The sequence below is a fragment of the Streptomyces sp. NPDC028928 genome (assembly GCF_055564915.1).
In genome coordinates, this window is the sequence record NZ_JBVHVI010000001.1 from 239,492 (window position 1) to 251,894 (window position 12,403).

The following is a 12,403-nucleotide window of genomic DNA, read 5'->3' on the forward strand; positions in this document are numbered from 1 at the left end:
GCGGGGTGATACTAGTCGCCTCGCAGCCGCCCCCTGTTTTTGGCCCCGTCCAGGGCGGCGGCCTCCGCATGGCTCAACGTTTCCTGGGGCGCATGATCCACGATGTGATCGTGCGTGGTGCAGTGACTACCACTGTCGCGGGTACGGCGGTGCTGTCGCGGAGTTGGGTGACGTAGCCGCTGACGACGTGGCGGCTGCCGGCGTATCCGAGGTCGCAGATCTCGCGGTACAGCTGGAGAGAAACGGCGCATCCAGCAGTGAAGCGCGTCTGTTGCAGGGCATGTAGGGCGTGAGCACGCCGGCGCCGCGATCCTGGGCGGAGGCCAGCAGGCTGTCGAGGTCGTTGTCGCGGTACCGGCGGACCGTTTTACGGTCGAGGCCCAGGCGCCGGCCCATCGCACTGAGCGACCAACCCGTCTGCGCGAGCGCCTGGACGTCCTGGTGGCGTTGCCGGACCCATTCCAGGAGGGGGGGCGGCGGAACACGTGGAGGCCCGCCCGGCTGGGGCGGCCACTGCCGGATGGCGTGAGTGCGCAGGCTCTGGCGATGTTGCCGGCAGGTCTTCTCCACGGCGGACGAAAGGTTCTCCAGGAGGTGCCAGCGGCCGGCAACTTCCTGGGCCTGCGGTGCGGCCTGGCGGATGGCCTTGGCGAACATCATGGAGCGGTCGCGGCTGACGATCTCTGCTCCGGGGGTGCTGGTGGAGCCAGGCGGCGACCGTCGCGGTGTCGGCGGAGCCGTGAGCATGCCCAGCAGCCCCGCCCGCCCGCCGTGCAACAGCAGCTTCCCGCAAAGGCGTTGGGCGGGTCGGCCGCCAAGTTCCACGGTGATCAGGCGCCGTGCCGACCGCAGGGACGGCGTCGTCCGCTGGTACCGCTCGGTCAGGCCACGGACCTGTTCCCCGTAGGTCTTGCGTCGGCAGCCGGTGTGATCGCAGAAGGACCGGCGGCCGGGGAGGTGAACCACCGTCTCTCGTCCGGTCACGGGCATGTCGGCGAGGCGGCGCCAGTAACGGCTGTGGATGCGCGTGGCGCGCCGACCGCAGTCCGGGCACGGCCCGGGAGGGCCGCACCCGGCGGCATCGGCCATCAACGCGCCTTCCACTGTGCTGACTTTGTGCACCACTACCTGCGCACCCGGCAGCAGCGATCTGCGCGCCTCCCACCGGGTGCAAGAGGTCAGCTCTGGCAGGCGCATCCGGCGGCGCCCTTGGCGGCACTGACGGTGGAGGACGGGTCGGTCGCCTGCTCGGCCGGGGTGCAGCAGGCGGTGACGCCGCAGCAGTCACCGTCCGTAGCAGACGTCGCGCGGGAGTCTGTCCCGGCGGCGGTGGCGGGCTTGCTGGCACGGACGATGGCGGAGTGCATGCCGTCGGCGACCACATGGGTCGGGGTGATCTGGATGTCCGTGAAGCCGGCTGCCTCCAGTCCCGCGCGATACTCGGCGAAGGACAGGGCTCCGGCGATGCAGCCCACGTAGTCTCCCCGCTCCGCCCGGTGGTCTGTGGTGAGGCTGTCGTCGGCGACGACGTCCGAGACGCCGATCCGGCCGCCGGGCTTGAGAACGCGGAAGGTCTCGGTGAACACCGCGGACTTGTCGACGGACAGGTTGATCACGCAGTTGGAGATCACGACGTCGATGGTGTTCCCGGGGAGCGGGATGGCCTCGATGGTGCCCTTGAGGAATTCCACGTTGGTCGCGCCGGCTTTTGCCGCGTTGGCGAGGGCCAGGGCGAGCATCTCGTCGGTCATGTCCAGCCCGTACACCTTGCCGGCGAGGCCGACGCGGCGGGCGGAGAGGAGTACGTCGATGCCGCCGCCGGAACCGAGGTCCAGGACGTGTTCGCCCTCGCGGAGTTCGGCGACGGCCGTGGGGGTGCCGCAGCCGAGCGAGGCGGCGACGGCCGCGGCGGGCAGCGCGTCGCGGTCGTCGGCGGCGTAGAGGGTGGAGCCGAAGTTTTCGTCGACCTCGACCGGCTCGGGCCCGCAACAGGCGATGCCGCCCTCGGTGACCTTCATGGCCGCCGCCGCGTACCGCTGGCGGACGGTTTCGCGCAGGTCGGTGGTGGTCTGCTCGCTCATGACTCACTCCCAGATGACGGGCCGCGGCACGACCCGGAACGGCTGTATCGACGTTCGTTGATGCAACGTTGCGCCTTGAATCGAAAAACGTCAACATAGAGGCATGTCAAAACAAGAGCTTGAGGCGATCGGCCGGGACGCGGCCTGCTGCCCTGGCCTGTCCGCTGCGCCCCTGGACGAGGACCAGGCCGCCTATCTGGCGAAGGTCTTCAAGGCCCTGGGCGATCCGGTCCGGCTGCGGCTGATGTCGATGATCGCCTCGCGCGGCGAGGCCGGAGGGGTGTGCGTGTGTGAGCTGACTCCGGCCTTCGACCTGTCCCAGCCAACGATTTCCCACCACCTGAAGCTGCTGCGTCAGGCCGGCCTGATCGACTGTGAGCGCCGCGGCACCTGGGTCTACTACTGGGTGCTGCCTGGCGTCCTGGACAAGCTCGCCGCATTCCTGACCACCACCGAGCCCGCCGGGGTCACAGCGTGAACGTCTCCCTCGGCCGCCGCGTCGCCGCTGAGGCGGTCGGCACCGGACTGCTGGTGGCGGTGGTGGTCGGATCCGGCATCCAGGCTACCGAGCTGTCGCCGGACGTCGGTGTGCAGCTGCTCGCCAACTCCCTCGCCACGGTCTTCGGCCTGGGCGTGCTCATTCTGCTGCTCGGGCCCGTGTCCGGTGCGCACTTCAACCCGGTCGTCACCCTCGCCGCCTGGTTCACCGGCCGCCGTGAGTCGGACGGCCTGACCCAGCGGGACGTCACCGCGTACGTGCTCGCCCAGATCACGGGCGCGATCGGCGGCGCGGTCCTGGCCGACGCGATGTTCGCCAAGCCGCTGGTCCAGTTCTCCGCCCACGACCGGTCGGCCGGGCACCTGCTGCTGGGCGAGGTCGTCGCGACGGCCGGGCTGATACTAGTGATCTTCGGCCTCAGCCGGATCAGCCGCGCCGCGCTCACCCCGGCCGCGGTGGCCTCCTACATCGGGGCCGCGTACTGGTTCACCTCCTCCACGTCCTTCGCGAACCCCGCGGTGACCGTCGGCCGGACGTTCACCGACACCTTCGCCGGCATCGCCCCGCCCTCCGTCGCCCCGTTCATCGCGGCCCAGCTGCTGGGAGCCGTGCTCGGGCTGGGAGCCGTCGCTGTGGTCTACGGCCGCCCTGCTCTCGCCCCGGATGAGGTCGTCGTCCCGCACGGCGAGCCCGAGCCCGCCGTCTCCTGACCGATCCGTTCTCCCGAGAAAGCCCCTGCTCATGAGCTCTTCCCTCACGCCGCGTCCGTCGGTGCTGTTCGTCTGCGTCCACAATGCCGGCCGCTCCCAGATGGCCGCCGCCTTCCTCACCCACCTCGCCGGTGACCGCGTCGAGGTCCGCTCCGCCGGCTCGGCTCCCGCAGACACCGTCAACCCGGCCGTGGTGGAGGCGATGAAGGAGGTCGGCATCGACGTCTCCGCCGAGACCCCGAAGATCCTCACGGTGGAGGTCGTCCAGGCATCCGACGTCGTGATCACCATGGGGTGCGGCGACACCTGCCCCGTCTTCCCCGGCAAGCGGTACCTCGACTGGCAGCTCGACGACCCGGCCGGGCAGGGTATTGACGCCGTACGCCCCATCCGCGACGCGATCGAGACCCGCGTCCGGGCCCTTATCTCGGAAGTGGCTCCCGGCTGACGCGCTGGCCGAGCAGTGGGCGGTGTCGGAGCCGCTGTTACCGAAGGGGCCAAGGCAGGGCGGCCGCCCGTCCGGTCCCGGCGGCTGCTCATCGACGGCATACGGTTCCGGGCCGGGACCGGTGTGTCTCCAGTACGGGTGCGAACTGCGGCGAGTCCCCGCGCTGCCCTGCCGTGATCACGATCGACAAGAGTCGGCGTACGCCGCATCGGATTGGGCCGGCCAGGCGTCCGCCACCATCGGGCCCGCGCGGACAAGGCGTACGCCTCCCCCAGGAACGCGCCCACCTGCGCCGCCGCGGAATCCGCTGCACCATCCCGGACGAGGCCGACCAGGCGCGCAACCGCCAGAAGCTCGGTCCCGCGACAGGCCGGCCGCCGTATTTCGACCCGGTCGACGACCACGAGCGCCATGCGGTCGGGTGCGGGATCAACCGCCTCAAGAGGCACCGCGCTGTCGTCACGCGATACGACAAGCTCGCGGTCGCTACGAGGCGGCTGTCCCCGTCGCTGCCCTCAACGAGTGGCTGTACCTCGGCCGTTACGCGGTGGGGTCCACGTTCGGCAGTCGGAACCTGGGCAGATCAACCCTGCGCTCACCAATGTCCTCTGCAAGCGGCTGTTCGCCGGCATCGACACCTCTGAGCTGCGGAAGCCGATATGTGACCCAGGCTCAGGCCCGCCGCAGGCCCACTCTCAGACAGAGCTGCGAGCCCCTTCGCAGTCCGGCTCCGGTATCGGACTCTTCTTCTTTCCGACAGCAGGCAGGGTAATCAGCAGCACGGCTGCTCCGAGCAGTGCGATGACCGCGATCCAGCCCGCGCCGACGTGCATGGCATGGACAAACGCATTATCAGCAGACTGAGCGAGAGCGGGCCGGTGGATGGCGGTGGCGACGTGGCGGGCCTGTTCGGCGGAAACTCGCGCCTGATCCTGCACCGGACCGGGTGCACCCTGCAGGGAAGGTTCGATCGCACGTCGGTACGTGATCGACAGGATCGTGCCGCCTACTGCGATTCCGATCACACTGCCGGTCTGTCGCACGGTGTTGGTGACGGCCGATCCAGCACCGGCCTGTTCCAACGGCAGGTTGCTGATCAATGCGGCTGTAACGGGGCCGATCACCATGCCGATCGAGAGACCCTGTACCAACAACAGGATCTCGATCCAGACGAGTGGAGTTTGGAGTCCGAGGAACGCGTACCCGCCCATGGTCAGCGCAGCCACGGTGAGCGCCGGCACGGAGACAGCGCGTAGCGACAGGCGGAGAACCAGGCGTGAGGCAAGAGGTGCCCCCGCGAGCGCGCCGAGCGCGGTAGGGATATTGGCCAAGCCCGCTTTCATCGGCGAAAATCCGAGCGCGCCTTGCAGGTAGAACGCGTTGTAGAAGGTGATGGCGGCCACAGCGAAGAGCAGCAATCCGAGCGCCACATTGCCGCCACCGAATGTGCGTTGCGCGAGCAGTCGCGGATCAAAGCTGGGCACCTTGACACGCAGTTCGACGAGTACGAAGACGGCCAGCAGAACCAGACCGACAACGATCGGCGCCCAGACGTCAGTACGACTCCACGCAGCCACCTGCCCCGCCCGGATCAGCCCATAGGCCAACGCCACGAGCCCACTGATCGACAGCAACATTCCAGCGGGGTCCAGTGGCCGCAGAGTGGGGCTGCGGAAATTCGGGACCAGCACGGCGAGCCCGACCAATGCCAATGCCGCGACCGGGACATTGATCAGAAATACCGAGCCCCACCAGAAATGATCGAGCAGGAATCCCGCCAGCACCGGGCCGGCAGCCATTCCGACACCGGCCGACGTCGAGAAAATGCCGATCGCGGCAGCCCGAGCGGAGCCAGTAAAGGTCCACATAAGGATGGCCATCATGGCGGGCGTGATCAGCGCACTGCCCACCCCCATCGCAGCTCGAGCTGCAATCAGCTGGCCCGCATCGCTTGCGCACGCCGCCCACAGCGAGGACCCGGCGAAGATCACCAACCCACTGGAAAACACAGTCCGGTGACCGAACCGATCGCCCAGTGCGCCTGCAGTGAACATCAATGTGGCGAAGGCCAGAGTGTAAGAACCGGTCGCCCATTGCAGCTGACCGGGATTGGCCCCCAGTCCGCGGACCGGGTCGGCAAGGGTCTCCAGCGTAGTACTCAGGACGGTATTGTCCAGCCAAATCAGCAGCGAACACAACATAAGAACGGCAAGAATCAACTGCTGCCTGAACTTCGGCAACGTCGGAGGCACGGTCATGAACACCTTCGGATATCGATCGGCGGGAAGCTGAACGACTGGACCATAAGCAAACCCGACGACGCCGTCAAGCTTGAAGTTTCTTGTCAGGACTGTTGCGACCGAAGGGAAATATATGTCCTCTGCTGGATTTGCGGACTGAACAATTTTGTGCCCTCTGGCGGATTTGCAAAGTTGAAGGATTTCATGCCCGCCAGTGAGCTGGCGAAGATGGGCCATGCCGGACGAAGAACCGTGTCCGGGGAGCCCGGCTGGGGCGGCCGCTGTCAGCAGGGCAACGGTCGCGCACCTCCGCCGGCACAGGCCCCCCCACCGGAGCCAGGCGCCGCTCGTCGTTCTTGTCCGGCCTTGCCGTCAGTACCCGTGGGGAGGCCGGTTGGGGTCGAACTGCTGGACCTTCTTGGCAAGATTGGAACCGTCGATGGCGACGCCGTAGCGGCTGCGGACGTACCGCATCGCGGCGGCGATGCATGCCACGGGGTCGTAGATGTTCAGCGAGGTACCGGGAACGTGGCGCTGGGCGAATGTCTGCGGGATGCACTGCACGATGCCCCGGGAGCACTGGAAGTGTGTGAGCGCGCCGTTCAGCCTCACGATCCGCCCATCGCCCCGATAGCCGTCCCCGAAGTCCTTGACCTTGCTGAAGCCGGGAGGCGTTTTGGCGTTGCTGTCCCACAGATTGCAGGCGTTGGGGTTGCCGGACGACTCGCGCGCGATGGCTGTCTTGAAGCCCTTCACCCAGTAGCTGCTCTTCTGGACTCCGGCCGCCGTACTCGCCTGGTCGATCCAGCCCTCCAGCGTGCCCTCGGGTGTGTACCGGTGGAACGTCACCTGCTTGGGATCTATCTGCCCCACGGCTTCGACGCCGGTACCGCCCGTCGTCCCGCCCACCGGGAAACCGGTACGCACCCGGAACAGCCCCGCGCGTTGCCCGAGTTCGGTCAGCGACTGCACGCCGGGTGTCCCGACGGCGTCACTGCCGGAGAGATGCAGCACCGTACGACGAAACTCGTCGTAGAGGGCCTGAGTGGCGGTCTCGAACATCCCGCGTTCATCGGCGACGTCCGTGTGCATGACCCTCTCCAGCCCGTCCTGCACCAGAGCCACATCGGCCTTCGGGCTGGCGTCCCCGCCCGGCTGTGCCTGCTCCTCCTCGGCACTGTGCGTCGAGGCCCAGACCACCTGGTTCAGGCTGACCCAGGGCTGCTCCGCGGCCGGGGACGAACCCGCCCTGACGTTGAACAGCTCTGACTGCCTGCCCAGTTCGACCAGGTCCAGCGTGCTGGGAACGCCGTGGCCGTCCGCCTGGGAGCGGCCCAGCTTCTCCTCACGGAATCGCTCGAAGAGTTCCTGCGTCTCCGCCTCGAACACGGAGCGCGGGTCGTCCGGGGCGACACCCATGACCTTCGCCAACGCATCCTGCACGAGAGCGACATCGTCCACCGCGGTGCCGTCGCCGTTGCCCGCGGCCTGCTCCTCGGCCATGGGGTGAGTGGCCGCCCAGGTGAGCTGGTTCGAGGACACCCACGGCAGCGCCTCTTCAGCCTCTGCCACGGACAGTGCATCGGACTCACGGGAGGAGGCAGCTGCCATATACGTGTATCCGGGCTTGTTCTTCAAACCCGGATCGGCCGTGACGATTCCCTCCGCGAACTTCGGCAGCCCGTATCCGTAGAGGTTACTGTCCCGGCGGGCACGCTTTTTCAGGTACACCCCGTCGCCCTCGGACGAACCGTTGGCGTTGGTGTTCCCTTCGATGGCGTACGCATAGTCCGCGTCGTACTTGTAGACGAGTCCGACGTGTTCGCCGCCCAAGTGGCCGAAGAACACCATCGCCCCGATCGCGGGGTAGTACGAGAACCTGCCGCGGCTCTTGTACCAGTTGACAGCCGTCGGGCAGGAGGCGGTCACAGGCGCCAGGCTCTTCACGCCGGCCTGCTGGAAGGCCCAGGACTGAAAGGTCTGACACCATGCCTGGTTCTGTGACCACTCAAGTCCGGGGACAGCGGGGGAAAACTTCTGGTGGTTGTTGTAGTGGCCGTTCGAGAAACCTTCGTGATATCCCACTTCGGTCTTCTCGATGGCGATCAGGGTGTCCGTCTGACTCATCGTGTTCCGTGTCCTTTCCCGCAGTCTGCGGGCCCAGGGAACGAGGGAAAACGAAGGCACACGAACGAACGCGAGGAACGCCACGGGGATTCGGCCACCGGTCACTGGGCTCGCGCGGCCGTTATATCCATGCTATCGCCGGTGACGCGGTGCCGCATCTCACCCCTCAACGATCGCCACTCGGCGCGGAACGGGTCGATGATGGACGCAGGCACGACGGGCACGAGTCTGCTCCCAGGATCACAGAACGCAAGCAACTCCGTGATCAGCAGAAGACTGCCCGCCGTGCCGCCACTCCGATGCGCGCATGACGTGCGTTCATGACGTACCGGCGGACGTTCTTAGCCGCCTGTTCAGTAGTACATGAACGTCGGGATCAGGCCGCCGCCGCTGGCATTCGGTATCGTTACCAGCCCGCCGGCGCCGACGCCCCTGCTGTTCGCGACGTTGACCACGTCATAGACCGAGCCGTAGTTGCCCATCCAGTGCCACGAGGGGTCAGCCTTCTTTTGAGCCTTGCAGGCATTGCCGAGGTCGATGCCTTCCTGGGCGGTGAGAACCTGGTCAGCCCGCGGAACGTAGCAGCCGGCGTTGGGCGTTGTCGGCGTCTTCGGCGCGGGCGCGGCGGGAGCCGGAATCGCCAGGCCGATCACCATTGCCGCGGGCGCGGCGGCGAGGGCGACGGCGCGAAGTCGGTTCATGGTTGACCTCCCTGGCTAGCCACCTGTCTCGGAACCGAGATCTGCACCGACCGTAGATTCGCCAGGCGCGGTACCGCCATTCGGATGCGTCCATTCGGGTGATGGCGAGGTGTCGATTCGGGGCTGTTGTTCGGTGTGGGGGTTGTCTGTGGTGTGTTGCGCAGCGGGTGGGTTGTGGAAGGTAGCGTCTGGGTGTAGCGGCTCGGGCGCGTTGTCACGCAGCTGTGCTGCCGGGTGCGTCGGCCGGGGCTCGGTCCGCGCGCAGCGGCAAGTGGGCGCAGTACCAGGTCCGCTTGGCGCCCGCTTGCTCCGCCTCCCGCGTAACCCAGGCGCCGCGCACGGGACTGATCCCTCGCTGCGGCACCAAAGTCGCCGTCGGGAAGACAGTGACGAAGATAAACACAGCAGCCTTCAATACATAGGAAAATCGGCCCAGTAGATCGTTCGATGAGTATGCGTACAGCGCTCCACGTTACCCGCGAAGATCAAGAGCACTCACATGAGTGAAAACAACCTCGGCGATTTGGTCTCGATGGACATCGATCCACTACGGTGACGGAAGAGCGGGTACCGGGCCCCATCGACCAGGAATTCAACTCGTAGCGGACTCTCGAAAATTCCTGGAAATGGGTGCTTCCATCCGCCCAACTGTGTGCTGTTTCAAAGTTCACAGTGCCCGGAGGTCCCTGTCTTACATGTGCGTAACGAGGATGGAGCATCATGCCGCCCGTAGTACCGCCTTTCCTTGTCGGCCTCATCGCCGCGCCGCTGGCCAAGCGTCTCCTCAAGCCGTTGATGCGCGGCGTCGTCAAAACGTCCGTCGGTATCGCCCTCGAGGTGAAGAAGGCGACGGTTGAGGCCGGGGAGAACATCCAAGACCTTGCGGCCGAGGTAGCCGCCGAGATGGTGGCGGCGCAGATCGCCGCCGGTGACGCCGAAACCCGTTCGGATGAGAGTCAGCAGGCGGCCGGGAAGGACGAGGCCGCCGCCCGGGCCGAGGGCGAGGCGAGGACTCCGAAGATCCGCGCGACCACCGGTGCCGGCAAGGGGCGCTGAAACACTGCCGGCCCGGGCCGCCGCCGTGCGGCCTCGGAGAAACGCGCCCGAGTGGCAGGCGGCCGTGGACGTGCCGACCGCATTGTTCTTCCCGGAATTTTCACTCCGTCGCATTGGTACGTCGTGCTCGTCACGGTTTTTGCGACCTCCACACACAGGTGATCGTACACATGCCATCTCTGCTGGGTGCCGCCGCCGGATATCGCTCCGCTGATTTGGACGTGCGTCCGCGTTCGGTCATTCCGGGCCGCCAGCGCTGGGACGTCAAGCTGGTTCTCGGACGGCCTCAGGCCGCCGAAGTCCTCGCCGCGGTCCTGCGACGTCTTCCCGGGATCACCGGGGCGCAGGCCAACCCGGTCACCGGCGGGGTCCTCGTCCGGCACGACGCGCGAGTGAAAGCCGCGGACGTCGGCCGGCTCGTCCGCAAAGCCGTCACCCTGGTGGTGGAGGGCTCGGCCGGAGCGGGGCGTCCGGTCCCGGCACGGCCCGCCGCCGAGCCGGCCCCGCGCGCGGATCACGGCGTTGCGCTCCCCGTGCTCGCCGTCGGGGGCGGGGTGGCGGCCGGCATCGCCCTGGTCCGCGGGTCGGCGCTGAGCAAGCAACTGGTGGCGTTGGGCGGAGTGGCTGCGGCGACCGGGGTCATCGTCCGGAAGGCCTGGCGCAGAACGGTCGACGCGACCCGGGACCTGCCCGGAACGAAAGCCGAACGACACCCCCTGCTGGAGATCGCCGGACCACACCGCCGTCGGCTCTACCGCGCCTCCGCGCTGTCGGTGGCCTGCCAGGTCTCGGAGATGGCGCTGGGCACCTTCCTCGGCTGGACCGCGCTGGTTCTCATCAAGGGCGAGGCCGCGCCGCTCGTCCGCTTCGGTCTGACCACCGCGTCCGCTCAACTCTGGGGCCTGGCAGGGCTGGTGACCGTCGCGTGCGCAGCCGTAGCAGGCCTTTCGTACAGCTCGAACCTCCAGTGGCGCCGGCTCGGCCAGGACATCGAGCACGACTGGCGCAACCGGACGTACGCCCACGTGCAGCACCTCGAACTGCGGCACCTGGAGGGCGAGCGGACCACCCGGATCGCCGGCGCGCTCACCGACGACGTCCGCCAGCTGGGCACCTTCTTCTCCACCTCGGCCAACGACCTGCTGCAACTGGGGACCAGCATGGCCCTGCTGGTCCCGCTGTTCCTGCTGCTGGCGCCGCAGGTCGCCTGGATCGCGTTCCTGCCCATCCCGGTCATCGCCTGGCTGTCGTTCCACTACCAGGACAAACTCGCGGCCGACTATGCCGTCTCCGGCGAGCACCGCGCCAGGCTGCACAGCCAGTTGGTGAACACCCTGCAGGCCGGCGCCACCATCAAGAGTTTTTGCACCGAGGACTACGAGGCCGAGCGCATCGACCGGCTGAGCGGGGAGGCTCAGGAGAGCAACCAGCAGACCGACCGGAGCACGATCCGCCACGCCGAGATCGTCCGGGTCTGCACGACCAGCTCGATGGCCGGGACCCTGCTGATCGGCGGCCGGTCGGTGCTCAACGGCAGCCTGCCTTTCGAGGTCTTCAGCCCGCTGATCGGGCTGCCGCAGATGGTGCTGCTGCGGATGAACCGGCTCGGCGGCATCGTCGACCAGTACCAGCGCACGATCACCGCCTACGACCGGGTCCAGCGGCTGCGCGCCCTGCCCGCCGAGGCCGACGGCACCGGCGGCTCGCTCGACGTCGAGAAGGTGCACGGGGAGATCGTCCTCGACAGCGTGACCTTCGCCTACCCCGGTCGGCCGCCGGCGCTGGAGGACCTCTCGCTGACCATCCCCGCCGGGCAGGTCACCGCCCTCGTCGGCGCCACCGGTTCCGGCAAGACGACGATCGCCAAGCTGCTGATGCGGTTCCATGACGCGGAGTTGGGCAGCGTGCTGCTCGACGGGCGGGACGTTCGCGACGTACCTCGGCACGATCTGCGCCACGCGATCGGGTTCGTCGCCCAGGACCCCTTCCTCTTCGACGGCACCATCGCCGACAACATCCGCTACGGCAGCTTCGGCGCCTCGGACGAGGCCGTGGTCGAAGCGGCCATGATGGCCGAGGCACACGCTTTCGTCGCGGCGCTGCCGGACGGCTACGACACGGTGATCGGCGAACGCGGCGCCGCCCTCTCGGGCGGCCAGCGGCAGCGGATCGCGCTCGCACGCGCGATCCTCAAGGACGCGCCGGTCGTGATCCTCGACGAGGCCACCTCCGCCGTGGACAACGAGACCGAGGCCGCCATCCAACGCACGCTCCGCGCCTTCGCGGCCGACCGGACCATGCTGATCATCGCCCACCGGCTCTCCACGGTCCGCCACGCCGACCGGATCTACGTCATGGACCAAGGCGGTGTCGTGGCCGAACAGGGCACCCATGACGAACTTCTCGCCCAGCACGGACTCTACGCATCCCTCTGGCGACTCCAGGCCGGCGAACTCGCTGCCTGACCGCAGCTGCCGCGCCACCCGACCGCCGACCGCGTGACATCACCGCGGTCGGCGTGTCCCGGCACGCCCTGCGACC

General features: G+C 67.7%; 10 protein-coding genes. 5 read left to right on the plus strand and 5 right to left on the minus strand.

Annotation, left to right across the window (positions count from 1 at the left end; all coding sequences use genetic code 11):
• Positions 1–126 precede the first annotated feature (126 nt).
• Positions 127–1,197 carry a transposase family protein gene (locus ACZ4U1_RS01220; protein ID WP_467898007.1) on the minus strand — a complete coding sequence of 357 codons (1,071 nt, stop codon included), beginning with the start codon at positions 1,195–1,197 and terminating at the stop codon, positions 127–129.
• Complete coding sequence (arsM, locus tag ACZ4U1_RS01225; RefSeq protein ID WP_467898010.1) at positions 1,179–2,081, minus strand: arsenite methyltransferase; 903 nt, start codon at positions 2,079–2,081, stop codon at positions 1,179–1,181. Before arsM ends, ACZ4U1_RS01220 begins: the two co-directional genes overlap by 19 nt.
• 103 nt (positions 2,082–2,184) lie before the next feature.
• On the opposite strand from arsM, the gene ACZ4U1_RS01230 reads away from it, so the two are divergent.
• From ACZ4U1_RS01230 to ACZ4U1_RS01240, 3 genes are read left to right on the plus strand one after another with little or no spacing between them, the layout of a single operon-like run.
• A complete protein-coding gene (locus ACZ4U1_RS01230; RefSeq protein WP_467898013.1) occupies positions 2,185–2,559 on the plus strand; it encodes an ArsR/SmtB family transcription factor in 375 nt (124 codons plus the stop codon).
• Complete coding sequence (locus tag ACZ4U1_RS01235; protein WP_467898016.1) at positions 2,556–3,290, plus strand: aquaporin; 735 nt, start codon at positions 2,556–2,558, stop codon at positions 3,288–3,290. Before ACZ4U1_RS01230 ends, ACZ4U1_RS01235 begins: the two co-directional genes overlap by 4 nt.
• Before the next feature lie 31 nt (positions 3,291–3,321).
• Entirely contained in the window at positions 3,322–3,738 is a 417-nt protein-coding gene (locus ACZ4U1_RS01240) for an arsenate reductase ArsC (RefSeq protein WP_467898019.1), read from the plus strand.
• Positions 3,739–4,433: 695 nt separating this feature from the next.
• Here the strand turns inward: ACZ4U1_RS01240 and ACZ4U1_RS01245 are convergent.
• The 3 genes from ACZ4U1_RS01245 to ACZ4U1_RS01255 form a co-directional block, all read right to left on the minus strand.
• A complete protein-coding gene (locus ACZ4U1_RS01245) occupies positions 4,434–6,215 on the minus strand; it encodes an MFS transporter (RefSeq protein WP_467898021.1) in 1,782 nt (593 codons plus the stop codon).
• Between the two features lie 135 nt (positions 6,216–6,350).
• Positions 6,351–8,105: a hypothetical protein gene (locus ACZ4U1_RS01250; RefSeq protein WP_467898024.1), complete on the minus strand. Its 1,755-nt coding sequence runs from the start codon at positions 8,103–8,105 to the stop codon at positions 6,351–6,353.
• A 353-nt stretch (positions 8,106–8,458) separates the two neighbouring features.
• On the minus strand, positions 8,459–8,806 hold the full coding sequence (locus ACZ4U1_RS01255; RefSeq protein WP_467898027.1) for a hypothetical protein: 348 nt from the start codon (positions 8,804–8,806) through the stop codon (positions 8,459–8,461).
• A gap of 720 nt (positions 8,807–9,526) precedes the next feature.
• Here ACZ4U1_RS01255 and ACZ4U1_RS01260 point away from each other — a divergent pair.
• Both ACZ4U1_RS01260 and ACZ4U1_RS01265 read left to right on the plus strand, forming a co-directional pair.
• Positions 9,527–9,862 carry a DUF5132 domain-containing protein gene (locus tag ACZ4U1_RS01260; RefSeq protein ID WP_467898030.1) on the plus strand — a complete coding sequence of 112 codons (336 nt, stop codon included), beginning with the start codon at positions 9,527–9,529 and terminating at the stop codon, positions 9,860–9,862.
• 170 nt (positions 9,863–10,032) lie between these two features.
• Positions 10,033–12,327 carry an ABC transporter ATP-binding protein gene (locus tag ACZ4U1_RS01265; protein WP_467898032.1) on the plus strand — a complete coding sequence of 765 codons (2,295 nt, stop codon included), beginning with the start codon at positions 10,033–10,035 and terminating at the stop codon, positions 12,325–12,327.
• Positions 12,328–12,403: the final 76 nt, after the last annotated feature.

Coding starts and splice junctions, on each gene's coding strand:
- ACZ4U1_RS01220 (WP_467898007.1), bottom strand. CDS start 1,197: ATGCGCCTGCCAGAGCTGACCTCTTGCACCCGGTGGGAGGCGCGCAGA.
- arsM (WP_467898010.1), bottom strand. CDS start 2,081: ATGAGCGAGCAGACCACCACCGACCTGCGCGAAACCGTCCGCCAGCGG.
- ACZ4U1_RS01230 (WP_467898013.1), top strand. CDS start 2,185: ATGTCAAAACAAGAGCTTGAGGCGATCGGCCGGGACGCGGCCTGCTGC.
- ACZ4U1_RS01240 (WP_467898019.1), top strand. CDS start 3,322: ATGAGCTCTTCCCTCACGCCGCGTCCGTCGGTGCTGTTCGTCTGCGTC.
- ACZ4U1_RS01245 (WP_467898021.1), bottom strand. CDS start 6,215: ATGGCCCATCTTCGCCAGCTCACTGGCGGGCATGAAATCCTTCAACTT.
- ACZ4U1_RS01250 (WP_467898024.1), bottom strand. CDS start 8,105: ATGAGTCAGACGGACACCCTGATCGCCATCGAGAAGACCGAAGTGGGA.
- ACZ4U1_RS01255 (WP_467898027.1), bottom strand. CDS start 8,806: ATGAACCGACTTCGCGCCGTCGCCCTCGCCGCCGCGCCCGCGGCAATG.
- ACZ4U1_RS01260 (WP_467898030.1), top strand. CDS start 9,527: ATGCCGCCCGTAGTACCGCCTTTCCTTGTCGGCCTCATCGCCGCGCCG.
- ACZ4U1_RS01265 (WP_467898032.1), top strand. CDS start 10,033: ATGCCATCTCTGCTGGGTGCCGCCGCCGGATATCGCTCCGCTGATTTG.